Here is a 21,766-nt window from a genome sequence, read left to right as displayed (position 1 = left end):
ACGCCAATGTACGTTTTTCAGCACGCAGGTCAGCTATCGATCGAGGAGTTTTACACGCCCTTCGGCGGCAAACTAGATCCTAATAATCGCTGGCTTCTGCTTCGTAACCTGATTCCATGGATGCCGCTGGAAAGCCAGTATGCACCCCAATTCAGTGCCAAGACAGGAGCACCGGCCAAGCCGTTTCAGATGGCGTTCGGTGCGCTGTACATCCAGCAACGCCTGGGAGTGACAGACCGCGAAACAGTTCAGCTGATCACGGAATCACCGTATCTACAATTTTTCATTGGCTTGAGTGCATACCAGGCAATGCCCCCGTTTGATCCATCGATGATGGTGCATTTTCGTAAGCGCATTGGCCCTGATCTGATCAAGATCTGCAATGACATGACCAAGGCCAATGGCATTGCGATGATTAAAGAGATGCTGGTTTCGGCGGAGGAGGATGATAGCGAACAAGAAGAGGAGCAACAGCTTGCTGCCATCGACGAAGCGCTAGGGGTGAAGCCTGCAACGTTGGATCCTGAAAGTAACTGGGGTACTCTGATTCTTGATGCAACCTGCGTGCCTGATGACATTCCCTACCCAGTAGATCTGAGGTTGCTCAACGAAGCGAGAGAGGCCACTGAGAAGATCATCGACGAACTGTTCAAGCAGTTGCAGGGAAAGATCAATCGTAAACCCCGCTGCAACCGGGATAAAGCTCGGAATCGGTTTCTGGCGATCATCAAGAAGAAAAAGCCCAAATGCGCCGAGATCCGTGAAGTCAAGCGCTTTCAGCTCAACGAGATCCGGAGAAACCTCAGAGCAATTGATCAGATGATCCATTGCGGTGCCATGCTTTTGGAGCTTGGAACCCAGCTCTACCGCAAGCTGCTGATCACCAGTGAACTGTACCGGCAGCAGCAGGAGATGTATGACGCTGATAGCCGGCGCATCGACGATCGGATTGTCAATTTGTCAAAACCACACGTGCGGCCGATCGTGAGGGGCAAGGCGGGAAGGCGAACAGAGTTCGGTGCGAAGATCTCAATATCAGATGATAATGGCTTTGTCGATGTGGATCGAATCAGCTGGGACAACTACAATGAAGCCAACGACCTGATCGCACGTACCAAGCAATACAAGGAAGAGCGAGGGTACTATCCAGCACGAATCTGTGCCGATTCAATCTATATGACATTAGGCAACAAGAAGTTCTGCGCAGAAAATAACATCAGACTCAGTGGCCGTCCACGCAAGAAGCAGGTAGAGGCCGAGGTGCAGACAGCAGAGCAACAAGAGCTTTTTAAATCAGACTTGAGAAAGCGTTCCGTGATCGAGGGAAGAATCGGAACGAGCAAACGGAAATATGGACTGGATCGGATCATGACCAAGCTGATTGAAACATCAAGAACGGTGATCACGATGGCGTTCTTTGTGATGAATGCCGAGAAGGTTCTCAGGCTACTGCGCCTCTTATTATCTATTCTTGTCTCTGTGTACATCCTGATGCTCTATTTGCTCGCCTCCTGGCGCCGTCCAGCGCTTCTGTGGGCTGCTTAGTCAGCTTCTAGGAGTAAAATTGAGGTCACCAGCGCTTGGCGCTGCAGGCTGAGTCGCGGCCCTTGGCGCGGACGAAAAACCCGCGAATGAAATTCAGCAAGCCCTAGGTACTTGAGGAACAGCAGCCAGGAGCTCTGCTCGGTGTAGTCGAGCTCGGTGCCGCAGCCGGCCTCCTTGCGCAGGCAGTCGTCGATGGCGCGGAACGCCTGCTCAAAGGAACTGGGGGCCGAGGCGGTGCGGGTGCCCCGTTGGGGGCGCGGGTGCGGGGGGCCTCCGAGCCATCCGCCAGGGCCACCGAGCCGCCGCGACCCCGGCCTGGCACGATCAGCCGGCGGCTCAGCAGCTCGGCTTTGACGGCGGCGTAGGTGGCCGCATCCCACTCGAGCACTTCGCGCAGGCGGCCGTTGCCGGCGGAGCCCCCCAGGGCCGCCAGGGCTCCCAGGAATTCATCGCGCAGAGGGCTGTCGGCGGTGAAGGACAACGGAGGGGCTTGAGATGAAGCCCACCCTGCCACTTGATCCGCAGCTGCGCCAAGGCAGCTGTTGTCGTTTTGATAGCCATTCACTGGCTGCATCAAAAAGCCCCCGGGGTTATTCGGGGGCTTTGCTTCTGCTGGGGCAGAGGGGAGCCCCAAACCGGTTTCAGGCCGCAGCCAGGTTGGCTGCTACGAAGTCCCAGTTCACCAGCTTCTCGAGGAAGGTGGTCATGTAATCAGGGCGGCGGTTCTGGTAGTCGAGGTAGTAGGCGTGCTCCCACACATCCATGGTGAGCAGGGCCTTTTGGCCGTGGGCCAGGGGCAGGTCGGCATTGGCGGTCTTGGTGACCTTCAGGGTGCCGCCATCGAGCACCAGCCAGGCCCAGCCGCTGCCGAACTGGGTGGCACCGGCAGCCTTGAACTGCTCAACGAAGGCTTCGAAACTGCCGAAGTCTGCGTTGATCTTCTCGGCCAAGGCGCCGCTGGGCTGGCCACCGCCACCGGGCTTCATGCACTGCCAATAGAAGCTGTGGTTCCACACCTGGGCGGCGTTGTTGAATACGCCGGCCTTGCCAGCGTCACCGGCCACGGCGGTGATCGTGTCTTCCAGGCTCTTGGCCTCGAGATCCGTGCCGGCCACCAGATTGTTCAAGTTGGTCACGTAGGCGGCATGGTGCTTGCCGTGGTGAAACTCGAGGGTGGAGCGGGAGATGTTGGGCTCGAGCGCATCGAGGCCGTAGGGCAGCGCTGGCAGCGTATGGGCCATGGATGGGGAGAAGGCAAAGCCGGAATCCCCATCTTAACGATCGACTCCTGGGGCTCAGCCGCCGATCCGCACCAGCTCCACCTCGAAGGTGAGGGTGGCGTTCGGCGGGATCACGCCGCCGGCACCCCGCTCGCCGTAGGCCAGGTCGGGAGGAATCACCAGCTTGCGCGTACCGCCGACTTTCATGCCGGCCACGCCCTCATCCCAGCCCTGGATGACCCGGCCAGCGCCAAGGGGGAAGGAAAAGGGGCCGCGGCCGTAGCTGCTGTCAAATTCGGTGCCGTTGGCCAGGGTGCCCCGGTAATTCACCACGACCGTTTGTCCGGTAGTGGCCTCGGCTCCATCGCCCACCACCAGATCTGTAATGCGCAGGCCACTGGCGCTGGTGCGCTCCTTGGGGGCGTTGAGCTCGCCGCCCAGGCCGGCGGCCTGGGCGATGTCGTTGTCGGTGGCCATGGCAAAGAGGGTGGGGTTGGGGTCGTCAGGATCGAGTTCCAGGCGGCTGTTGCCGATCGCAGGGCGCGATTCGGGGGCCGCCAAAAATCCTGGGGCAGGGGCCGCGTTCACCGTGGTGGGGTTGACCAGCTGGCTCACCAGGGCCAGCAGCAGACAGGCCACGCACACGGCGGAGCTGATCAGAATGTCGCGCATGGGAAGCTGCGGATCAGCCCGATTCTGCCGTCTGATCAGTCGGGAATGTCCAGATCGGATGCTCCCTCAGCTCCCGAACGCTGGCGCAGGCCCCGCTCCAGCCGGTCGATGCGGCCCCTCAGTTCATCGAGTTCCTTCTGGCGGGCCAGGCCTAGGTCCTGCAGGAGTTGGTCCTTGTTGCGTTCCAGCTGGCGCTCCGCCTGCTGCTCGAGTTCCGGGGTTTCGCCGCGCAGGGCCTTGAGCACGTCTTCAACCAGGGCAGGGGCCTGGCTGGGGTCGAGCTTGCCGCTGCGCACCCACGCCTGGGTGACCGTACGCAGCCGCTCTGACACCAGGGAGGTGGTGCCCAGGCCGCGCAGCAGCAGTTGTTGGAGCGGGTTGTTCGGATCCATGGCGGCAACATTCCTGGCTAAGCCTGGCTCTTCCTAGGGTCTGCTGCTATGGGCAATAACCGTCTAGGCAGGTGGTGGCTGGCGGGAGCCGCGGGTCTGCTCGCCGGTCTGGCCCTTCCCCCCCTGGGCCTGCCGCCATTGCTATGGCTGGCTTTGCTGCCGCTTTGGGCCCTGCCGGGCCTGGCCCATGGGGTTTGGGGTGGGGCCCTCTGGGGTGCCGCGGCGGTGCTGGTTAGTCACCGCTGGTTGCTGGGCCTCCATCCCCTCGACTGGATCGGTGTGCCGGCCCGTCTGAGCCTGCCCCTGGCCTGGTTGCTCCTGCTCAGTTGTGCAGCGGCCGCCTCCCTGTTGGTGGCCCTTTGGGTGGGGTTGGCACGCCGCCTCAATCCCCGCCGCTTCAGCAGTGCCCTGCTGCTCAGCGGCCTCTGGGGGCTGGTGGAGGTGTTGCTGGCCAAGGGCCCGCTGTTCTGGCTGGGCCTGGGGGCGGTGGCCCTGCCCGGCGACCGGGCCCTGGCCGGGCTGGCCAGCCTGGGGGGTATGGGCCTACTGGCGATGGTCCAGCTGCTGCTGGGCTGGTGCCTGTGGCGCTGCTGCAGTGGGCCCGGCCGGCCCGGCCGGCCCGGCTGGATCGCGGCCAGCGCCGCTGCGGTGTTGATGAGCCATGGCCTGGGCGCTGCTGCCCTGCTGGCGCTTCCCCTGGGGACCAAGGCAGGCCCAGGGCCCGGTGATGGCCGCAACGTTGAACGGGTGCTGGTGCTGCAGCCGGCCATCCCTACCCGCCAGAAGTTCCAGTGGGTCCAGCAGGTTCGCCTGCAGCAGCGCCTGGCGGCTGCCCTGGCGGAGGCAGAGCAGCGCAGGGTGGATCTGGTGCTCTTGCCCGAGGGCGCCCTCGGGCTGGAGTCTGAGCTCTCCCCCCAGCCAGCGGTCGAGCTGATCGGGGGGGGCTTCCGCTGGCAAGAGGTGGCGGGCGAACCACAACAACGCAGTGCCCTGCTGCGGTTCGCCCCTGGGGAGGCCCGGGCCAGCAGCTGGTTGGACAAGCACCGGCTGGTGCCCCTGGGCGAATGGGTGCCCTTCGCGAGCGTGGGGCGCTGGAGCGGCCTCTCCGCCGTGGGTGGCCTCCAGCCCGGAGCTGCATCGAGGCTGTTGCCCAGGCCGGCGGGTCCCATCGCCGGGGCCATCTGTTACGAGCTCTCCGATGGCGCTGCCTTGGCGACGGCCGTGCGCAACGGGGGCGGTTGGTTGCTGGCCAGTGCCAATCTGGATCCCTACCCGGCGATGCTCCAGCAGCAGTTCCAGGCCCTAGCCCAGCTGCGGGCGATTGAAACGGGGCGCTGGCTGGTGAGCGCGGCCAATACGGGGCCGAGCCTGTTGGTGAATGCCCGCGGCAAGGTCATCGCCGCCCTGCCAGCTGGCAGGGCCGCCAGCGGTGTATTCGAGCTGCCGCGTCTGCGCTCACTCACCCCCTACGACCGATGGGGGGAGGGCCCCCTTTTGTTGGGTCTGGCGGCGGCGGCAGTTTGGCGCTGGCGGCAGTGATCCAGCTGCTGCCGATGGCGTACCCCAGGGCCACCAGCGCCAGCCCGCCGCAGAGGCTCGCCAGCAGAACCAGCCCTGCTGCCCAGCCATGGCCGGCCAGCAGGGCCCGGGCCAGCTGCAGCATCCAGGAGGAGAAGGTGGTGAGCGATCCGCAAAAGCCAATACCGGCCCACAACATCAGCCGTTTGCGCCGGTTTGCCTGGGCCAGAACCACCCCGATCAACAGGCAGCCAATCATGTTGGCGACGAAGTCGGCCGCCACCAGGCCGCGCAGGCCACCCACCCCGGCGGTGCCAATACCCTCAAGGCGCCAACGCAGCAGGGCGCCGGGGATGGCGCCAGCAGCCACCAGGCCCAGATCGCGCAGGTCGCTGTGCAGGCTCCGGGCTGGGATCCCACCACTCCCATTCTTTATCCCACTCATGCTCCTGCTCCCAGGGAGAGGCCCAGCAGCATCGCCACCAGGCCGCCGGCCACCGATCCGCCAGCCAGCACGGCCGCTTCGCGCCAGTTACGGGAGTTCAACTCATGGCGCAGTTCGGCGCTGAAGGTGGAGAAGGTGCTGAAGCTGCCTAGGAACCCCGTGCCCAGCAGCAGCAGCAGCCGGCGAGATCCCTCGCCGCAGCTCTGCTCCAGGCCCACCATCAGGCCGAGGGCAAAACAGGAAATGACGTTGACGCCGAAGGTCCCCCAGTGTCTTCGGGGCAACACCGGCTCGAGATGATCCACTACCCGGAAGCGCAACCAGGCCCCGGGAACGGCCCCGATGGCCACCAATAGGGCCTCTCCCCCCGGGGTCCCTGCGGCCATGGACGTGCGGCAATGCTGGGCAAGTCTCGGTCTCAGCGCTCGCTTTGGCAGGCCGAGGGGTCCTGGCGGCGGAACAGGCCATCTAGATAGTGGCGGGCGACGGCCCGATCGGGGCAACCCTGTTGGAACAGGAAGCCGGCCAGGGCTGCCTGCATCAGTCGGTATTGGTCCCACTGGGGGTGGATCCGCACGAACTCACGCATGGCGTCGTAGAGGTCCTCGGGAAACTGGTTCTCGACGGAAACGGAGCTGGGTGCGTGATCTGGGATCTGAAGCATGGAGCCAGTGACTGGAGCTCCATCACCCCACGGGACCGCAGGATCCGTCAAAGGTGGTTCCACCAGGTGGGTCTGGTAAGACCCGCAGGGTCCCCATCCTGTTGTTGGGCTTTCTGGTGCCAGGGCTTGGGGCCGGAAGTCGTTCAAGCGGTGCCGTCAAGGGGGCCGGCCTTTTCCCCTGAGCCGCCGAAGCAAACCTGCTGCAGATGTCGATCCGCCACCGCTGCCCTGGGGAAAAGCCAGGGTGGAGCTGGGGAGAAGGGTGTCGAGGTGGGGAAAAGCCCATTGCTCAGCAGTGGTGATCAATCCCAGGGCCACTGGCGGCAGCGGCTTATGGACCGCTGGGTAAACCTTGCTTCAAGGTCTGTTACAATGACTTGACGTTTCGTAACCAACGAACATCCATGACTGAATCCACCCCCCGTTTCGGTTTCGTTTCCTTTGCTGAAACCTGGAATGGTCGTCTGGCCATGCTCGGTTTCGTCATCGGCCTCGGCACTGAACTGCTTACCGGCCAGGGCATCCTCGGCCAACTGGGTCTGGGCTGAATCCGCCTGACCTAAGCTTCAATCGAGGCCTAATTGAGCCCCGGCGGTTATCCTGCTGGGGTTTTTGCTTGGCTCAGCTTTTTGTGGCTATCAAGGCAAAGAAAGGATCGCCCTTGCCGCCGATCCACCCCAGGGGGCCCGGCGCCCGGGTTTCCTCCGCAACCTGCAGTGGCCTGGGCCAGCCCTGGGCCAGGAGCACCCGCTCTACGTAGGCCAGGTGGTCCCTGTCGCTGCCATCAGCCCAGATCTGGGGAGCCTTCTGAATGAACATCCGGTTGCTGAAGGCCACGATCAGCTCTCCGCGGGGACGCACCACCCGCAGCAGTTCGGTGGCTATGGCTTCCGGATGTTGCAGGTACTGCCAGCCGGCCACTATCAGCGCCACATCCACGCTGTCATCGGGCAAGGGCAGGCCCAGGTCGGTATTGAGGTTCTGCAGCCAGTGGCGGTCAAGCCTGGGGTTGGCTGCCAGCTCCTGGGCGTTGAGCCCATGGCCAATCACCTGCTCGTAGCTGACATCATCCGGCAGGTGGCTGACCCAGCTGCTCATCAGGTCGAGCACCACCGCGCAGGCGGGAATGCGCTGGCGGTAGAGCAAGGTCAGCCGTTGGCGGAAGCTGGCGTCAAGGTGCTGTACGAAGCGGGGTTCGGCGTAGAAGAGGGCGTCGTCGGAGCGGTCGAGCTTGTCGCGCTCGGCCTCACTCAGCACCGGCACGGGGACAGGACCGGGCGGAATCATGGGGCGGGGCGGCTGCTTTGAGCTCGATTATCAAACCGTTCGTTAAGGGGCTAGAGTCTGCAAAGTTCCTTAACAATTGGGATTGAAAGCGCATGTTCACGCTCGAGAAGGCCTCCCAGATCTTTCCAGAAACTATGTCGGCCGACGTGGTGCCGGCGATCACAGCCCGCTTCCGGCTGCTGAACGCAGAAGACCAACTGGCCCTGATCTGGTACGCCTACCTCGAGATGGGCAACACCATCACCGTGGCTGCCCCCGGTGCCGCTCGAATGCAATTTGCCGAACCGGTGCTCAACCAGATCAAGGCGATGTCCTTCAGTGAGCAGAGCCAGGTCATGTGCGACCTCGCCAACCGCACCGACACCGCCGTCGGCCGCACCTATGCCTGCTGGTCGGTGAACATCAAGCTGGGCTTCTGGTACCAATTGGGCGAGTGGATGGCAGCTGGCGTGGTCGCCCCGATCCCTGACGGCTATCAGCTTTCGGCTAACGCATCGGCTGTCCTGAGCTCGGTCAAGGGTGTCGACCAGGGGCAGCAGATCACCCTGTTGCGAAATTTCGTGGTGGACATGGGCTACGACCCCGCTAAGGGCGAGGGTCAGCGGGTGATGGAGCCGATTGCCGCCCCCACCCCGGAGGCCCAGCGCAAGAAGGTGTTTATCGAGGGGGTGATCAACCCCACGGTGAACAGCTACATGGATCTGCTCAACGCCAACGACTTCGACAACCTGATCGAGTTGTTCCTGCCCGACGGTGCCCTCCAGCCACCTTTCCAGAAGCCAATCGTCGGCCGCGACAACGTGCTGCGCTTCTTCACTGAAGACTGCCAGAACCTCAGGCTGTTGCCCGAGCGGGGTTTCGCCGAGCCCACCGAAGGCAACTTCACCCAGATCAAGGTCACCGGCAAGGTACAAACCCCTTGGTTCGGTGCCGGCATTGGCATGAATGTGGCCTGGCGCTTCCTGCTCAACCCCGACGGCAAGATTTATTTCGTGGCGATCGACCTGCTGGCATCGCCTGCCGAGCTGCTCAAGTTTGGCCGTTGAGCTACCCCAGCCGCACTGGGCTTCTGCTCGCTGCTGGGCTGATGCTGGGCTGGCTGGCCTCCCTGGTCGGCCTGCTCGGTCTCGATCTGGGCCAGCTCTCCTGGCTGGCCCTAGCCGCTGCCCTGGTGGGCCGCACCGTGCTGCAAACCGGACTATTCATCGTTGGCCATGACGCCATGCATGGGGTGCTCCTGACGAGGGGGGGCAAGTGGAACGATCGGATCGGGGCCCTTGCTTTGGCCTGCTATGCAGCTCTGCCCTATGGACCCTGCCGGCGTAACCACCGAAGCCATCACCAGGCGCCGGCCAGTGCGGAGGATCCCGATTTCCATGCCGACCCCCATGCGGGGGTGTGGGGCTGGTACGGCAGGTTTATGGCCGGCTACCTCACCCCCTGGCAAATGACGCGCCTGCTGGGCGGCTGGGTGCTGCTGGCCCTGCTCGCCTCAGCCTTCAGCCCTACAGGCTGGATCAACGTGCTTCTTTTCTGCACCCTGCCCCTGCTGCTCAGCTCGCTGCAGCTTTTCTTGGTAGGCACCTACCTGCCCCATCGCGGCCAGCGGCTTCCCCTCTGTCGTGCCAGGCCAGAGAGCCTGAACCTGCCCAGTTGGCTTTCCCTGCTGGCCTGTTTCCACTTCGGCTATCACCGCGAGCACCACGAACGGCCTGATCTCGCCTGGTTTGAACTTCCAGCTGAGCATCGCCGCAGGCCCCCCAGCTGGAGTGATGACCTCGCAGCAGCATGACGATCCGTGTAGCGTCCCCCCATGCAGGCCCTAAACCTATGATGGAAACAATGCTTGAGGGTTGGACAGTATCTGAGCAAGCGATTGCTCGAGAAGCGTTCGACCGGGCCTACGGCCGTGCAGTTGACAAACTCGTTGTAGAAGTGCGCAGCAAGTCTGAACTTCTTGATTCTGCCGAAACCGTATGGCAGCTGCACGATTACCTCAGCATCGAGCGACACACAATCGAAGGCCGGTTTGATTTCCGCCTCGATGGAATCCTGTTCATTTTCGCCAGTTTGGTTAAGGACCACCTCCTGCAAATTCAAGAGTTGGCGGGGCTGGATGCCGAAAAGCTGGCCAAGATAGAGGCGATGTCACGCTTTTAGGCTTTGCCTTCCCGGTGATTACCCAGTGGCTTGAGCCACCGGGGCCTCTAGGGCCTTGAGGGCCGAGCGGCTAAACGCTTGAGCCGGCTGCTGTTGGGGTGAGGGGGAAAGCGGGGCAGCCATCTGGGGACGGCAGAGAACCCCACCCCCACCGGCCGGCCGCAGGGCAGTGGCAAGGACGCTCTCCAGGGGCGCATGGCCCGATCCTTGACGCAGCGCGAGGGCTGGACAAGGGATTCAGGTGGGTGTTTGACGGCTCGGTGGCGACCAGCCCCCTCGCTCAGCGCTAGCTGAGTAACTCCTCCACCGAGATGCCGATGTCTTTGTTAATTTGACGTAGCAGCGGCGGTGCAGCAGCCCGAGATTTCTATCCCCACATGGGCTTTGACCCATCGCCCCAGTGACCCGAACACGTTGCTCCTGTGGCTGGTCGATGTAGCAACAGCCCTAAAAGCCTGAGCAGAATTGAGTCCATTGGTCATTCCCTCCCCCAGCCCAGGAGGTCTTGGCCCTCCTGCGTTCACAGCAGAAAGAGTGGCAGCAGTGCTTCCGAATCCAACACATCGACCTGTTTGGTCCTACTGCCCGCAAAAAGGCCATGGCAAGCAGCGATGGGGATGGGTGGGTGAGCTCGACCCCCTCACCCCCTTCGCCACTCCCTTCGCCACAGTGCAGCTGAAGCAGGAACGGGAGGAGCTGCTGCAACTGCCCGTCGATCTGGTGCGCCTGCGGGTGAACCTCGCCCTCTGGAACACCGAGGAATGAAGCGATAGGGAGCCATGCACCAAACCGTGCACCAAAGCATTAAAAAACCCAGGCCAGGCCTGGGCTTTGAGGATGGAGCCAAGCGGACTCGAACCGCTGACCCCCTGCATGCCATGCAGGTGCTCTACCAGCTGAGCTATGGCCCCATTGAAACGCTTGGGCGGCGGGGCGCTGGTCGTCCCGCCTTGGCCCGCAGGCCTGCTTGGCGTTGCTGGAGTTTACAACGCCGTTTGCTCAAACCTGGCGCCACACCGCCACCAGCTTGCCTTGAACGGTGACCTGCTCAGCCGGAAGCACGATGGGTTCGTAGGCGGGGTTGGCCGCCTCGAGGGTGACCGTGGCGCCGCTGCGGTGGAAGTGTTTGAGGGTGGTACCGCTGCCGGGCACCAGGGCGCTCACGATCGTGCCGGCCTTGAGGTTGCTGGGGTCTGACACGGGTTCGAGCAGCACCACATCGCCATCGGCAATGTGGGCATCCACCATGGAGTCGCCATTCACCGTCAGGGCAAACAGGCCGCGCGTGTCGAGCACCGGGGCTAGGTCGAGGCGCTCCTGCACGTCGTCAAAGGTTTCGACCAGGCCGCCTGCAGCCACGGCACCCAGCACCGGGATGCCGCTGGCCATGCCGCCGAGGAGTTGCAGGGTGCGGGCCTGGCCCTCCTGCCAGGTGATCCAGCCCTTCTGCTGGAGGTGACGCAGGCGGCTCTGGATCGGAGCGGGGGAGCGCAGGCCCATCGCCTCCATCATCTGGCGGATCGACGGGCTGTGGCGCTGGGCGCCGATGTAGGTGGCCAGCCAGTCATAGAGCTCCTGCTGGGCGGAGGTGAGCTCTTGCTGACCGCTGTGGAAGGACTGGGGGCTGGGCCGGGGCATGGGCGGGGCATTGCTGATACAGATGTACCGCCTCTGGGCGATTTTGTCTAGCCCTGTCGGGGCAGCTGCTGCCTATGGGAGTGGCGGCAGGTCGGGCGGCGGTGGAGTCCCTGGCAAGGGTTTGCCTGGCAAGGGCTGGCTTGGCAGAGGTGGGCCTGGCAGCCCCCCAAACAGGTCGGCCAGGCCGCTGAGGCGCTCCGCTGCCGGTTCCGGGCCCAGGCTCCAGAGGCTCTCGAGATAGAAGAAGGCAACCCCCAGGCCCTTGGCCCGGTTTGCCTCCACTTTCTGGCGGATCAGGGCCAGCGGGGTTGGGCGATTGCGCTGGCCGCTCATCACCGCTACAGCTGTGGGAATAAGGCCCAGGCTCTCCTGCACCTCGGGTTTCTCCAGCTGGGGGAGGTAGCTGGCCAGATCGGGCCGGTAGATCTGGATCAGCAGCTCATCGGCGATGCCCCGCTGCACCCAGCTGCGCCAATCCTGCAGTTGCAACTTGTAGGCGAAGTCGTAATAGTTGGGTGAGATCGAGATGATTGCGCCAGGTCGGGCATTGCGTACGGCTTTTGCCAGCTGTTCCATGAAGGCAGTGATGCGATCGGCCCGCCACTTCACCCAGCTGGGCTCTGCCTCGTTGGCGGGTGGTTCGTGCCCGGTTTCCTTGCGATAGAGGGCCACCGTGAAGGGGTCGTAGCCAAATTCCCGCGGCAGGCTCATGTGGTCGTCGAACTGGATGCCGTCGGCGCCGTATTGGCTCACCACCTCCAGCACTAACTCCGTGATCAGTTGCTGCACCTCCGGCCGGAAGGGGTTGAGCCACACCACTTCCCCGGCGGCGCTGATCGAGCTGAGGCCGCCATCGCGTTTCTGGGTGAGCCAGCTGCGGTGGCGCCGGGCCAGCTCCGAATCGGGCGGTGCCATGAAGCCGAATTCAAACCAGGGCAGCACCACCAGCCCGCGGCTGCGGCCGGCGGTGATCAGCTCGCCGATCACGTCCTGCCCCTGCAGGCCCCGGTAGGTGAAATTCTGGAACTGGCGGCCCTCGCTCACCTGGCTGGGGTAGTAGGCCATGCCGCCGTTCCACACCACCGCGTAGAGCCGGTTGAATCCCAGATCGGCCAGTTGGTTCACCGTGGCCTGCATGCGGGTGCGAGCCCGCAGCACCGGCATGTCGTTGGCGGTCAGCCAGACGCCCCGCAGCTCGAGGGTTTGGGGATTGGCCGGCTGGGCGCCCACCTGTTGGGGCCACTGCAGCGCTGCCGCCAGCAGCAGGGGCAACAGTTTGGCTAGGCCCATCGTCGCTTCAGATTCCGCCTAGCAGCGCCGCCAGCAGGGCCTGCTGGGCGTGCAGGCGGTTTTCAGCCTGGTCGAAGATGCGGCTGCTGGGCCCCTCGATGGCACCGGCGCTGATTTCCAGGCCCCGGTAGGCCGGCAGGCAGTGCAGCACGATCGCCCGGGGATCCGCCTCGGCAACGAGCTCCTCGTTCAGGCACCAGCCGGCAAAGGCGCGCTCACGCTCGGCCTTTTCCTCCTCCTGGCCCATCGAGGCCCACACATCGGTGTAGAGGGCATGGGCACTCCGCACGGCCGCCACCGGCTCGTGCAACACCGCCACGCTGCCGCCGTGGGCCGCCGCCAAAGCACGGGACTGCTCCAGCACTGCCCCATCCGGCTCGAAGCCCAGCGGACACCCGATGCGCACGTGCACCCCCAGCAAGGCACCACACAGCATCAGCGAGTGGGCCACGTTGTTGCCATCGCCCACATAGGCGAGGGTGAGTCCCTCGACCTGACCAAACGCCTCCTGGAGGGTGAGGTAGTCGGCCAGGGCCTGGCAGGGGTGCTCCAGGTCGGTGAGGGCGTTGATCACGGGGACCGTTGCCCAGTGGGCGTAGTCCTCGAGTTCGGTCTGGGCAAACGTCCGGATGGCCAGGGCGTCCACGTAGCGGCTCAGCACCCGGGCCGTGTCCGCCACCGGCTCGCCCCGGCCCACCTGGGTCACCTGGGGGTTGAGATCCAGGGTCTGGCCGCCGAGGCGGGTCATGGCCACCGAGAAGCTCACCCGGGTGCGGGTGGAGGCCTTGGTGAAGATCAGGCCCAGCACCTTGCCGGCCAGGTTGATCTCCAGGCGCCTGGCCTTGAGATCGGCGGCCAGCTGGAGCAGCGCCCGGGTCTGGTCTGCGCTCAGGTCGGCTGAGGAGAGCAGATCGAGGCCCTGGAGCTGGATCAGGGCCGGATCTGGATTGATGGCAGCCATGGCTCCATCTCTAAAGATCCCTTATCCGCGATCAGGTGCCCCGGCGTCAAGCATTGCGAGACTGGCCTGCATGGAGCGACAGATGCACAATCACTATTGGCGCCGTTGGCTCAGCGGTGAACCTATCGCGGTCATAGAGCTCGCCGGTGGTGCTGATGACGGTTCCTATGGGATAGTTCAGAAGGCAGGTGACTGGGCCTTGGCTCGCTCGTGCAGCCAGCCCCAGAATGAATCGCGCAGGGCAAGAGCCTTGCGCATGCCTTTTGCCAGGTCGGCGCGGCCCTGGGGTGTGGCGGCAAAGTCGATGGCGATGGCCTTGAGGGTGGCCTGGTGGTGGTCATCAACAGCGGTGTGTAGTGGGAAGAACACTGCGTCTTGCGGCTCCAGGGTGCCGAGCCGTTCAATCGCGTCGACAAAAGGCTGATAGATGGTCTGCACGATCGCCTCTGTCCCCAGGCCCAAGGCACCGAGAGCTTCGGCGGGCGACCCGTGGGTCAGGATTGAGAGAAACAATTCTCGCCAGCACACCACTTCAATGTGATCGTAGGCCGCGTCAGTGTTGACGACTCCCAGAGCAAGGCGAAAGCGCTGAAACAGCTGCGGATGGGGAATGCCGATGATCCATTCGGGCTGTACAGCGCACTGCTGCAGTTCGGCCAGTTCCTCGTCTTCGTATTGACCGGACTCCTCGGTCAGGTTCTCCAACAGCGCGGCACGGTGATCGGGGCGTTCGAGTTTCGAGATGAGGGCTGTCAGATAGCGGGGGAAATGGGCCGAGTAGCCGTAATAGTGCTGGGCAAAGTCGGCCAGGGCTGAGCGGGTGTCGGGCAGATCTCCTGTGGTAAGCGCCTGCAGGTAGGGGTGATTAACAGCGCGGTGCTCCAGCGCTTCAAGGGCCAGGGCCTCGACGATCTCACTGTGATCGCGCTGATCCTTGGCTGCCTCATCTTGAAGGCGATTGCGCTGCAGTCCAGCGAGCCCTGTTATCAGTGCCTGGAGATCCAGCGGATTGCTGCTGAGCTGTTGAAATGTTGCTTCACGCTCAAACGCCAGCACAGTGCAGGGGCTGCTGGCGACCACCGTGGCCGTGCGTGGCCGATTGTCGAGAAAGGCCATTTCCCCGACAACCTCGCCTGGATTGAGCCTGATTTCGACGGCTGCTCCGTTGACCGTTGCTGCAACGTCCAACCCACCACTTTCGATCAGATAAAGGTTGTTGTCGCACGCACCGTGGTGGATCAGCACCTCGTAGGCCTGCAGCTCTCGACGTTGGCCGATCTGGCGCAGCTTCTGTTGCAGGCTTGGCGTCAGCGTGGTCAAAAAGGTCAACGCTTCAGGTGCTCAGGGGGTCTGTAGAAAAACTATCGATACCGCCGTCTTTGAGCCGGGTCCTAGTGTCGTAATCACCGAGGACTGCTGAGGTCAGACTGAAATCGGTAACTGCCAGGATTTTAAGAGGTTCGGTGGTCGATCGGTTGCGGCTCTGGTGCACGACCCAGCGGGGCACGTAGGCGATATCTCCCTGATCCAGCGGTGCGATCTGACTGCCGATCTGGAGGTCGGCGCTGCCACTTAGCACAATAAAAATCGATTCATGGGCATGGCGGTGCTTTTCGTTGCAGGCGCCTGGTGCGATCACCACCAGCCTCGGGTCCATAACCTGCAGGGCTGCAAACGGCAGCTTTTGAACGTTGAAGTCAATGTCTAGGCGAGGGTTTCTGTTGCTGTAGAGAGACGGCCCAGTGTTTAATGTTGACGCTGATACAAAGCATTCGGCAGCATTGGGTGCTTCAACCCGATGCTGCTGAATCGCTTCGAGTAGGGGCTCAAGGTCCACCAACAGAAGAGCGGTTGAGCATCATCCTGCTCTGGGCCAGTAGCTTTGGCAAACGTGAGGTTTGCCTTTGACGAGTAGGTCAAGCCAGCGCCGTGGCTTCCTCGGGCATCGCGCTGCTGGCGAGGAGCTCCTTGAGGTTGTCTCCCTCAATCACCTCCTTTTCCAGGATCTGCTGGGAGATGCTCTCCATCAGGTCCCGGTTGTGGCGCAGGATGGCCAGGGCCCGCTCGTGGGCGTTGTCCACCAGGGTGCGGACCTCCTTATCGATCGCCTGGGCGGTGGCATCGCTGACAGAGCGGCGGGGATTGTTGCCACCGCCCAGGAAGCGGCTGCCGCCCTGCTTGTCGTAGGCCAGGGGGCCGAGGGTTTCGCTCATGCCGAAGGTGCCCACCATCTGCTCGGCGATGTCGGTGGCGCGCTGGAGGTCGTTGGCGGCGCCGGTTGTGACCTCGCCGAAGACGATTTCTTCGGCGCTGCGGCCGCCGAGGAGGGTGGCGATCTGGCCCTCCAGGTCTTCCTTGGAGTTGAGGAAGCGCTCCTCGGTAGGTAGCTGCAGGGTGTAGCCCAGGGCGCTCATGCCGCGGGGCACGATCGAGATCTTGGCCACCTTGCTGCCGCCGGGCATCAGGTGGCCCACGATGGCGTGGCCCACCTCGTGGTAAGCCACCACTTTCTTCTCGTCGGGCTGGAGCACCCGGCTCTTCTTCTCCAGGCCGGCCACCACCCGTTCGATCGCCTCATTGAGGTCGCCCTGTTCCACCTCGGTGCGGTAGGCGCGGGCGGCTAGCAGGGCCGCCTCGTTGACCAGGTTGGCCAGGTCGGCGCCGGCGAAGCCACTTGTGGCCTGGGCGATCTTGTCGACGTCGACGCTGGGGGAGAGCTTCACCTTCTTGGCGTAAATGTCGAGGATCAGCTTGCGACCAGAGAGGTCGGGCCGATCCACCAGCACCTGGCGGTCAAAACGACCGGGCCGCAGCAGGGCGGCATCGAGGGTTTCGGGTTGGTTGGTGGCGGCCAGCACGATCACCGGTTTGTCCTGGCCGGTGAAGCCATCCATTTCCGTGAGCAGCTGGTTGAGGGTCTGCTCCCTTTCGTCGTTGCCACCCACCACGCCCATCGAGCCGGAACGGCTCTTGCCGATGGCGTCGAGTTCGTCAATGAAGATGATGCAGGGCGCCTTTTTCTTGGCCTCTTCAAACAGGTCACGCACCCGGGCTGCACCGGCGCCCACGAACAGTTCGACGAACTCCGAGCCGGAGATGATGAAGAAGGGCACTTCGGCCTCCCCTGCCACTGCCTTCGAGAGCAGGGTTTTACCGGTGCCGGGAGGGCCTACCAGCAGCACCCCTTTGGGGATGCGGGCGCCGATGGCGGCGTAGCGCTCGGGTTTCTTGAGGAAATCGACGATCTCGGCCAGTTCGGCCTTGGCCTCATCGACGCCGGCCACATCGGCAAAGGTGACCCGGGATTCCTCATCGGGCACATACACCTTGGCCTTGCTCTTGGTGAAACTCAGGGCCCCCTGGGCGCCGCCACCCATGCCGCTGCGGCGGGCGAAGAACTGGAGCACCAGGATGAAGATCAGCGGTGGCACCACCCAGCTCAGGGCCGTAGTGATGAAATTGGGCTTTTGGGGTGGCGCTGCAGCGAATTCCACCCCATGCTGCTCCAGCCGCTGGGGCAGATCCATGTCGAAGATCGGGGTGGTGGAGAGCAGGGTGGGTGCCCCCTCCTCCGAAGCCTCCTTGAGCTCGTAGCGGATCTGGTCGGAGGTGATGTACGCCCGCTTGACATTGCTGTCGTTCACTTGGTCGATGAACAGCGAATAGGGCACCCGCGGCACCTGGGCGGCCGGGTTGGGCAGGAAGTTGCTAAACAGGAGCAGCAACCCGAAGCCGATCAACACCAGGTTGATGATTCCGAAGCGGCGGTTGGGGCGGTTGTCGTCCTGGCGGATCGCCATGGTGCGGCAGCCAAAGTTGCAACCAAGCTAGTGGAGCGCTTCCGCCAGCGATTCAGCGGCGGGTTGGGAGAACCGAACGCCCCCCAGTCCCCCCGGCGCCCAGTCCCAACCCATGTGTGGTCAATTTTCCCTCGTGGCCTCGCTCGAGAGCCTGCGCCCCCATCTGCAGGGTCCCTTGCCGCCGGGGCTGGATGCCCACTACGCGCCGCGGGCCCAGGTGCGCCCCGGCGAGCCCCTGCTGATCCAGCGGCAGGAGCACGGCCGACTACAGGTAGCCCTGGCCCTGTGGGGGCTGCTGCCCGAGTGGGTCAAGGACCCCGCCAGCGCCCACCGCTGTCTCCATGCCCGCGCCGAAACCGTGGCGCTCAAGCCGAGTTTTCGCGGCGCCTGGCGCCACCGCCGCTGCCTGATCCCCGCCGATGCCTTCTGGGAGAAGGGCCGCTGGATTCGGCGTCGCGACCGCGAGCTGTTCTGGCTGGCGGGTCTGTGGGACCGCTGGATCGGCCCCGATGGCAGCGAGCTGGAGACCTGCTGTGTGCTCACCACCGCCCCCAATGCCCTGCTAGCGCCGATCCATCGGCGCATGCCGGCGCTGATCCCCGCGGGACTGGAGGCGGCCTGGCTCGAGCCGGCCGATGGTCACCTCCTTCGGGCCCTGGAGCCCCTATTGCTTCCCTGGGACCCGGCCGATTGGCAAGTCGATGGCCAGCCGGTGGCGTTAGACCAGCCCCAGTTGAAATTGGACTTTTGAGCCTCGAGCAACTGGATGCCTTTCTGGCCCATGCCCGTCAGACCCCTCAGCTGGCAATTCGGCTGGCGGAACCGCTCGAGTTGCAGGCCTTTCTGGATTTGGCCCGCGGCGCCGGCTATCCCCTCGAAGAGGCTGATGTGATCGCCGCGCAGCAGCGCCAGGAGGCAGGCCTCAGCGATGCGGAGCTGCAGGAGCGGGCTGGAGAGGAAGGTCGGCGGCTACGCAATTTCATCCATGCCTGAACTGGTGGCCGATTACCCCCGGCCGCCGGCGCTGGTCGAGAGCGCCGAGCAGGTGCGGGTTGAAGCCTTGGGCCAGTTGCTCTGTGAGACGGGGCGCAGCCTGAGGGTGCTGGAGACCTTCCACCCGCCCACCTACTACCTGCCGCCCCAGGCGGTGCGCCAAGAGCTGCTTCAGCCCAGCGCCGGCTCCAGCTATTGCGAGTGGAAGGGGCTGGCCCGCTATTTCGATCTGGTGCTCGATCCCACTGCTTCGGCCGGCGCCCGCCCGGTTGAGCGCCGCCTGCGCCGGCCTGTCTTACGCCGAGCAGTGTGGACCTACCCCCAGCCCAGCGAGGCCTTTGCTGCCCTGGCTGGTTGGTTTGCCGTGTATCCGGCCCTGATGGATGGCTGCTGGGTTGACGGAGAGCTGGTGACGCCCCAGCCCGGCGGCTTCTACGGCGGCTGGATCACCTCCCGGGTGGAGGGGCCGTTCAAGGGCGATCCCCAGCATCCGGAGCTGAGATAGCTAGCCGCTCGGCAATGACAGTCCGGGTCGGGAAGGGCATGGAGGCTCCGGCCTGTTCCACGACCGCCCCGATCAGCAACAGCACCCGTTGGCGCAGGGCCCAGGCGTCCTGGATGGTGCCACTGGCGGCAAAGCAGAGCAGGCGCAGGTTGAGGCTGGATTCGCCGTAATCGACGAAGTGCACCAGCCTGTCCTTGGCGGGATCAACCCCGGCCAGGTGCTCGAGTTGCTCCTGCAGGCTGGTGGTGATGGTGTCAATGCGGTCCCGGTCGGCGTAGCTGAGGCCAAATTCGATCCAGATGCGGCGGTTGTCGATCTGGGCCACGTTCTGCACGGCCTGGCTGGTAAACAGCCCATTGGGGATGTAGATCCGCTGCCGATCCGGATCCCGCAGCTCGGTGTAAAACCAACCCACCGCCTCCACCGTGCCCAGCAGCTGGGGGCCCGGCAAGTTGATCGTGTCGCCCAGGGTGAAGGGCCGGTTGATGTAGAGGCTGAGGCCGCTGAGGCCGTTTTCCACGATCGTGCGGGCACCGAAGGCCAGGGCCGCTGCCCCGAAGCCCCCGGCGGTGATCAGCACCCCTGCCGACACCCCCAGCAGGTCCAGGCCCATCAACAGCACCACCAGCACGGCGGCTGTGCTCAGCAACTTGTCGAGCACGTCGAACAGAAAAAGCTGGTCTTTGCTGGAGAGGTGGGGTAGCAGCTGGGCCCCGTAGTGCTCTGCGCGCTGCTTGAGTTCGCTGCGCCAGCGCAGCAGGGTCCAAACCACACCAACGGTGAGTAGCAGGTTGCGCAGCTCCCGGCCCTCAGCCTGGCCCGCCAGCCACCAGCCGATGCCGCTGATCAAGATGGCGGTGGCGATGCTGAGCCGACCGCTGAGCAGCAGGGCCCGGCCGAGGGAGCCCATGGGGCAGCGCCTGCCCAGCCGATCCAGCATTAGCCAGGCAAATAGGGCCAGCAGTGCCCCCACCAGGGGGATCTGTAGAGCGAAGGGCAGGCCGGCGGTGGGCATGGCTAGGGCGCCATGGGCGCGGCAGGCGCGCTGAGTCGCCAGAGCAGGTCTGGGCCCAGGGTCTGCACTGGCTGGCTGCTCCAGTTGGGCACCTCGGCCATGGCCGTGAACCCCAGCTCCCCCAGGGGGGTGCGGGCCGGTTGGCCGCCCAGCAGTTTCGGGGCGATTACGGCGGCCACCTCCTGCACGCAGCCCTCCCGCACGGCCGCGGCGGCCAGCTCCGGGCCGCATTCCCACAGCACCTGGTTGCAGCCGCGCCGGGCCATCTCTTCCAGCAGGGCCCGCGGGCCGCAGGTGGCAAGGGCCAGGCGGGGGACGCCCTGCTGATCGAGCTGGAAGCGGGCTTGGCTGGGGGCGTCGTAGCCATGGACCACCAAGGTGGGGCCGGTGGCCTGATTCCAGAGCTGGGCGCTGGCCGGCAGGTCCAGGCTGCGGCTGAGCACCACCCGCAGCGGCTCAGGCTGGCGCAGACCGCGGCTGGTGAGCAGGGGATCGTCGGCGCGCACGGTGCCGCCGCCGACAATCACCGCATCACAGCTCGCCCGCAACCGGTGCACCCAGGCGCGGGCCGCCGGGCCGCTGATCCACTGGCTGGCGCCGTTGCTGAGGGCGGTGCGTCCGTCGGCACCCATGGCCCACTTGAGGATCCCCAGGGGCCGGCCGCTGGCGATGCGGTGGCAGAAGGCCCGGTTGAGGGCGCGGGCCTCAGCTTCGGCCACCCCGCAGATCACCTCGATGCCGGCGGCCGCCAGCTGGGCCAGCCCGCCGCCGGCCACCTGGGGATTGGGATCGGCCATGGCCACCACCACCCGGGCCAGCCCCGCGGCGATCACGGCCTGGCTGCAGGGCGGCGTGCGGCCGTGGTGGCAGCAGGGCTCCAGGGTCACCACCAGGGTGCCGCCGCGGGCCCGCTCGCCCGCCTGGGCCAGGGCTCCCACTTCGGCGTGGGGCTCGCCGGCGCGGGCGTGGTAGCCCTCCCCCACCAGCGCCCCGCCGGCATCGAGCACCACCGCCCCCACCAGGGGGTTGGGGCTGGTGCGGCCGGCGCCCAGCTCCGCTAGCTGCAGGGCCCGCTGCATCCAGGGGCGCCAGGGGTTAGGTGCGGGGCTGGATAAGGGGGGTGGCACTGAACAGGCGTGGAAGGGCAACAATTAGGGCAGAGAAAATAGAGGGGAGAAAATAGAGCTGGGAAAACCAAAAAGAGATATTCAGCCGTTCCCATATGGTGCTTGATCTATCCGTTGTTTCCCTGCATTCATCATTTCCGTGTAAGACAGGGCCCTGGGGCGTTCCTGATCAAATGAGACCGTCCTCAGATCCTCGCCTTGAGGGCGAGCCTTTCCATTCAGGTATTTTCTCACCATACAGCCGATGGACAACGAAAAACCAAGAACGACTAGTATGCCCATCGCTTCATGATGGCGTAGATATGCATTAGTGCAATCCACGGTGCAATCCACGCGATGTCTTGGCTTCACTGCGCGGCTGCCGATGGTTTTGCCTCGTCTGTGACTGACACAGGAGGCAGGGGGGGAGGACCTTGAAGGGTTTCAGAAGGCGGGGCAGGCAGAGAGGGAGTTGCGGGAGACTGAGTGGAGGGAGACTGGGATTGGGGGCTTTGGGCGCCATTTTCGCGGCCTTTGAGGTCTTTTTGAAGTTTC

General features: G+C 64.3%; 26 protein-coding genes and 1 tRNA gene. 10 read left to right on the top strand and 17 right to left on the bottom strand.

The features are described from left to right. Positions 1-6 precede the first annotated feature (6 nt). Positions 7-1,545: an IS5 family transposase gene (locus H8F27_RS03420; RefSeq protein ID WP_197149060.1), complete on the top strand. Its 1,539-nt coding sequence runs from the start codon at positions 7-9 to the stop codon at positions 1,543-1,545. A 103-nt stretch (positions 1,546-1,648) separates the two neighbouring features. Here H8F27_RS03420 and H8F27_RS03415 read toward each other — a convergent pair whose 3' ends face one another. The 4 genes from H8F27_RS03415 to H8F27_RS03400 all read right to left on the bottom strand — a co-directional run bounded on the left by H8F27_RS03415 (position 1,649) and on the right by H8F27_RS03400 (position 3,829). After that, positions 1,649-2,026: a hypothetical protein gene (locus tag H8F27_RS03415; protein WP_197151245.1), complete on the bottom strand. Its 378-nt coding sequence runs from the start codon at positions 2,024-2,026 to the stop codon at positions 1,649-1,651. Positions 2,027-2,186: 160 nt separating this feature from the next. Beyond that, a complete protein-coding gene (locus H8F27_RS03410; protein ID WP_197151244.1) occupies positions 2,187-2,786 on the bottom strand; it encodes a superoxide dismutase in 600 nt (199 codons plus the stop codon). A gap of 54 nt (positions 2,787-2,840) precedes the next feature. Beyond that, complete coding sequence (locus H8F27_RS03405) at positions 2,841-3,437, bottom strand: FKBP-type peptidyl-prolyl cis-trans isomerase (protein ID WP_197151243.1); 597 nt, start codon at positions 3,435-3,437, stop codon at positions 2,841-2,843. A 35-nt stretch (positions 3,438-3,472) separates the two neighbouring features. Next, a complete protein-coding gene (locus H8F27_RS03400; RefSeq protein WP_197151242.1) occupies positions 3,473-3,829 on the bottom strand; it encodes a phasin family protein in 357 nt (118 codons plus the stop codon). A gap of 48 nt (positions 3,830-3,877) precedes the next feature. On the opposite strand from H8F27_RS03400, the gene lnt reads away from it, so the two are divergent. Then, a complete protein-coding gene (gene lnt, locus H8F27_RS03395; protein WP_197151241.1) occupies positions 3,878-5,368 on the top strand; it encodes an apolipoprotein N-acyltransferase in 1,491 nt (496 codons plus the stop codon). On the opposite strand, the gene H8F27_RS03390 is transcribed toward lnt, so the two are convergent. From H8F27_RS03390 to H8F27_RS03380, 3 genes are read right to left on the bottom strand one after another with little or no spacing between them, the layout of a single operon-like run. Further along, on the bottom strand, positions 5,289-5,792 hold the full coding sequence (locus H8F27_RS03390; RefSeq protein WP_197151240.1) for a CrcB family protein: 504 nt from the start codon (positions 5,790-5,792) through the stop codon (positions 5,289-5,291). The two genes, lnt and H8F27_RS03390, sit on opposite strands and share 80 nt — an antisense overlap. Next, entirely contained in the window at positions 5,789-6,178 is a 390-nt protein-coding gene (locus H8F27_RS03385) for a CrcB family protein (RefSeq protein ID WP_197151239.1), read from the bottom strand. Before H8F27_RS03385 ends, H8F27_RS03390 begins: the two co-directional genes overlap by 4 nt. Before the next feature lie 32 nt (positions 6,179-6,210). Next, entirely contained in the window at positions 6,211-6,456 is a 246-nt protein-coding gene (locus H8F27_RS03380; RefSeq protein WP_197151237.1) for a DUF2811 domain-containing protein, read from the bottom strand. 404 nt (positions 6,457-6,860) lie between these two features. On the opposite strand from H8F27_RS03380, the gene H8F27_RS03375 reads away from it, so the two are divergent. Then, on the top strand, positions 6,861-7,004 hold the full coding sequence (locus H8F27_RS03375; RefSeq protein WP_197151236.1) for a chlorophyll a/b-binding protein: 144 nt from the start codon (positions 6,861-6,863) through the stop codon (positions 7,002-7,004). A gap of 73 nt (positions 7,005-7,077) precedes the next feature. Here the strand turns inward: H8F27_RS03375 and H8F27_RS03370 are convergent, their stop codons facing one another. Further along, the gene (locus H8F27_RS03370) at positions 7,078-7,743 is read right to left on the bottom strand and encodes a class I SAM-dependent methyltransferase (protein WP_197151234.1); all 666 of its coding nucleotides are present in this window, start codon (positions 7,741-7,743) and stop codon (positions 7,078-7,080) included. A 92-nt stretch (positions 7,744-7,835) separates the two neighbouring features. Here H8F27_RS03370 and H8F27_RS03365 point away from each other — a divergent pair, with 92 nt between their 5' ends. The 4 genes from H8F27_RS03365 to H8F27_RS03350 all read left to right on the top strand — a co-directional run bounded on the left by H8F27_RS03365 (position 7,836) and on the right by H8F27_RS03350 (position 10,668). Next, positions 7,836-8,789, top strand: a complete 954-nt coding sequence (locus H8F27_RS03365; protein WP_197151232.1) for an orange carotenoid-binding protein — start codon at positions 7,836-7,838, stop codon at positions 8,787-8,789. 41 nt (positions 8,790-8,830) lie between these two features. Further along, the gene (locus H8F27_RS03360) at positions 8,831-9,535 is read left to right on the top strand and encodes a fatty acid desaturase (RefSeq protein ID WP_197151230.1); all 705 of its coding nucleotides are present in this window, start codon (positions 8,831-8,833) and stop codon (positions 9,533-9,535) included. Between the two features lie 41 nt (positions 9,536-9,576). Continuing rightward, on the top strand, positions 9,577-9,903 hold the full coding sequence (locus H8F27_RS03355; RefSeq protein ID WP_231596493.1) for a hypothetical protein: 327 nt from the start codon (positions 9,577-9,579) through the stop codon (positions 9,901-9,903). A gap of 621 nt (positions 9,904-10,524) precedes the next feature. Then, entirely contained in the window at positions 10,525-10,668 is a 144-nt protein-coding gene (locus H8F27_RS03350) for a hypothetical protein (RefSeq protein ID WP_197151222.1), read from the top strand. A gap of 73 nt (positions 10,669-10,741) precedes the next feature. Here H8F27_RS03350 and H8F27_RS03345 read toward each other — a convergent pair. The 7 genes from H8F27_RS03345 to ftsH form a co-directional block, all read right to left on the bottom strand. Then, positions 10,742-10,814, bottom strand: a tRNA-Ala gene (locus tag H8F27_RS03345). Between the two features lie 88 nt (positions 10,815-10,902). Continuing rightward, positions 10,903-11,541: a transcriptional repressor LexA gene (gene lexA / locus H8F27_RS03340; RefSeq protein WP_197151221.1), complete on the bottom strand. Its 639-nt coding sequence runs from the start codon at positions 11,539-11,541 to the stop codon at positions 10,903-10,905. A 72-nt stretch (positions 11,542-11,613) separates the two neighbouring features. Beyond that, positions 11,614-12,831 carry a family 10 glycosylhydrolase gene (locus tag H8F27_RS03335; RefSeq protein ID WP_197151217.1) on the bottom strand — a complete coding sequence of 406 codons (1,218 nt, stop codon included), beginning with the start codon at positions 12,829-12,831 and terminating at the stop codon, positions 11,614-11,616. A 7-nt stretch (positions 12,832-12,838) separates the two neighbouring features. Further along, a complete protein-coding gene (gene argF, locus H8F27_RS03330; RefSeq protein ID WP_197151210.1) occupies positions 12,839-13,792 on the bottom strand; it encodes an ornithine carbamoyltransferase in 954 nt (317 codons plus the stop codon). Between the two features lie 177 nt (positions 13,793-13,969). Further along, positions 13,970-15,121 (bottom strand): iron-containing redox enzyme family protein, encoded by a 1,152-nt coding sequence (locus H8F27_RS03325; protein WP_197151209.1) that lies wholly within the window; start codon positions 15,119-15,121, stop codon positions 13,970-13,972. Between the two features lie 4 nt (positions 15,122-15,125). After that, entirely contained in the window at positions 15,126-15,629 is a 504-nt protein-coding gene (locus tag H8F27_RS03320) for a cupin domain-containing protein (RefSeq protein WP_197151208.1), read from the bottom strand. 79 nt (positions 15,630-15,708) lie between these two features. Continuing rightward, positions 15,709-17,592 carry an ATP-dependent zinc metalloprotease FtsH gene (gene ftsH, locus H8F27_RS03315; protein WP_197151207.1) on the bottom strand — a complete coding sequence of 628 codons (1,884 nt, stop codon included), beginning with the start codon at positions 17,590-17,592 and terminating at the stop codon, positions 15,709-15,711. 112 nt (positions 17,593-17,704) lie between these two features. Here ftsH and H8F27_RS03310 point away from each other — a divergent pair, with 112 nt between their 5' ends. Genes H8F27_RS03310 through H8F27_RS03300 form a run of 3 tightly spaced genes read left to right on the top strand, consistent with a single transcriptional unit; the run spans position 17,705 to position 19,090 of the window. Beyond that, positions 17,705-18,343, top strand: coding sequence for an SOS response-associated peptidase (locus tag H8F27_RS03310; RefSeq protein WP_197151205.1), 639 nt, complete (start codon positions 17,705-17,707; stop codon positions 18,341-18,343). Continuing rightward, positions 18,340-18,585 carry a Nif11-like leader peptide family RiPP precursor gene (locus tag H8F27_RS03305; RefSeq protein WP_197151204.1) on the top strand — a complete coding sequence of 82 codons (246 nt, stop codon included), beginning with the start codon at positions 18,340-18,342 and terminating at the stop codon, positions 18,583-18,585. The genes H8F27_RS03310 and H8F27_RS03305 overlap by 4 nt, the downstream gene beginning before the upstream one ends. Then, positions 18,578-19,090 carry a DUF427 domain-containing protein gene (locus tag H8F27_RS03300; RefSeq protein ID WP_197151202.1) on the top strand — a complete coding sequence of 171 codons (513 nt, stop codon included), beginning with the start codon at positions 18,578-18,580 and terminating at the stop codon, positions 19,088-19,090. Before H8F27_RS03305 ends, H8F27_RS03300 begins: the two co-directional genes overlap by 8 nt. Here the strand turns inward: H8F27_RS03300 and H8F27_RS03295 are convergent. Beyond that, positions 19,056-20,105: a mechanosensitive ion channel family protein gene (locus tag H8F27_RS03295; protein WP_197151201.1), complete on the bottom strand. Its 1,050-nt coding sequence runs from the start codon at positions 20,103-20,105 to the stop codon at positions 19,056-19,058. The two genes, H8F27_RS03300 and H8F27_RS03295, sit on opposite strands and share 35 nt — an antisense overlap. Before the next feature lie 2 nt (positions 20,106-20,107). After that, positions 20,108-21,184 (bottom strand): bifunctional diaminohydroxyphosphoribosylaminopyrimidine deaminase/5-amino-6-(5-phosphoribosylamino)uracil reductase RibD, encoded by a 1,077-nt coding sequence (gene ribD / locus H8F27_RS03290; protein ID WP_197151199.1) that lies wholly within the window; start codon positions 21,182-21,184, stop codon positions 20,108-20,110. Between the last annotated feature and the right edge of the window lie 582 nt (positions 21,185-21,766).

It is taken from the genome of Synechococcus sp. CBW1108 (assembly GCF_015840335.1).
In the GTDB taxonomy this organism is placed as follows: domain Bacteria; phylum Cyanobacteriota; class Cyanobacteriia; order PCC-6307; family Cyanobiaceae; genus Cyanobium_A.
This window is presented reverse-complemented; position numbering and strand designations above follow the sequence as displayed.

What these genes read in the sequence shown, in the direction of transcription:
- H8F27_RS03420 (WP_197149060.1), top strand. Translation starts at nt 7, where the DNA reads ATGTACGTTTTTCAGCACGCAGGTCAGCTATCGATCGAGGAGTTTTAC.
- H8F27_RS03410 (WP_197151244.1), bottom strand. Translation starts at nt 2,786, where the DNA reads ATGGCCCATACGCTGCCAGCGCTGCCCTACGGCCTCGATGCGCTCGAG.
- H8F27_RS03405 (WP_197151243.1), bottom strand. Translation starts at nt 3,437, where the DNA reads ATGCGCGACATTCTGATCAGCTCCGCCGTGTGCGTGGCCTGTCTGCTG.
- H8F27_RS03400 (WP_197151242.1), bottom strand. Translation starts at nt 3,829, where the DNA reads ATGGATCCGAACAACCCGCTCCAACAACTGCTGCTGCGCGGCCTGGGC.
- lnt (WP_197151241.1), top strand. Translation starts at nt 3,878, where the DNA reads ATGGGCAATAACCGTCTAGGCAGGTGGTGGCTGGCGGGAGCCGCGGGT.
- H8F27_RS03390 (WP_197151240.1), bottom strand. Translation starts at nt 5,792, where the DNA reads ATGAGTGGGATAAAGAATGGGAGTGGTGGGATCCCAGCCCGGAGCCTG.
- H8F27_RS03385 (WP_197151239.1), bottom strand. Translation starts at nt 6,178, where the DNA reads ATGGCCGCAGGGACCCCGGGGGGAGAGGCCCTATTGGTGGCCATCGGG.
- H8F27_RS03380 (WP_197151237.1), bottom strand. Translation starts at nt 6,456, where the DNA reads ATGCTTCAGATCCCAGATCACGCACCCAGCTCCGTTTCCGTCGAGAAC.
- H8F27_RS03375 (WP_197151236.1), top strand. Translation starts at nt 6,861, where the DNA reads ATGACTGAATCCACCCCCCGTTTCGGTTTCGTTTCCTTTGCTGAAACC.
- H8F27_RS03370 (WP_197151234.1), bottom strand. Translation starts at nt 7,743, where the DNA reads ATGATTCCGCCCGGTCCTGTCCCCGTGCCGGTGCTGAGTGAGGCCGAG.
- H8F27_RS03365 (WP_197151232.1), top strand. Translation starts at nt 7,836, where the DNA reads ATGTTCACGCTCGAGAAGGCCTCCCAGATCTTTCCAGAAACTATGTCG.
- H8F27_RS03360 (WP_197151230.1), top strand. Translation starts at nt 8,831, where the DNA reads ATGCTGGGCTGGCTGGCCTCCCTGGTCGGCCTGCTCGGTCTCGATCTG.
- H8F27_RS03355 (WP_231596493.1), top strand. Translation starts at nt 9,577, where the DNA reads ATGGAAACAATGCTTGAGGGTTGGACAGTATCTGAGCAAGCGATTGCT.
- lexA (WP_197151221.1), bottom strand. Translation starts at nt 11,541, where the DNA reads ATGCCCCGGCCCAGCCCCCAGTCCTTCCACAGCGGTCAGCAAGAGCTC.
- H8F27_RS03335 (WP_197151217.1), bottom strand. Translation starts at nt 12,831, where the DNA reads ATGGGCCTAGCCAAACTGTTGCCCCTGCTGCTGGCGGCAGCGCTGCAG.
- argF (WP_197151210.1), bottom strand. Translation starts at nt 13,792, where the DNA reads ATGGCTGCCATCAATCCAGATCCGGCCCTGATCCAGCTCCAGGGCCTC.
- ftsH (WP_197151207.1), bottom strand. Translation starts at nt 17,592, where the DNA reads ATGGCGATCCGCCAGGACGACAACCGCCCCAACCGCCGCTTCGGAATC.
- H8F27_RS03310 (WP_197151205.1), top strand. Translation starts at nt 17,705, where the DNA reads ATGTGTGGTCAATTTTCCCTCGTGGCCTCGCTCGAGAGCCTGCGCCCC.
- H8F27_RS03300 (WP_197151202.1), top strand. Translation starts at nt 18,578, where the DNA reads ATGCCTGAACTGGTGGCCGATTACCCCCGGCCGCCGGCGCTGGTCGAG.
- H8F27_RS03295 (WP_197151201.1), bottom strand. Translation starts at nt 20,105, where the DNA reads ATGCCCACCGCCGGCCTGCCCTTCGCTCTACAGATCCCCCTGGTGGGG.
- ribD (WP_197151199.1), bottom strand. Translation starts at nt 21,184, where the DNA reads ATGCAGCGGGCCCTGCAGCTAGCGGAGCTGGGCGCCGGCCGCACCAGC.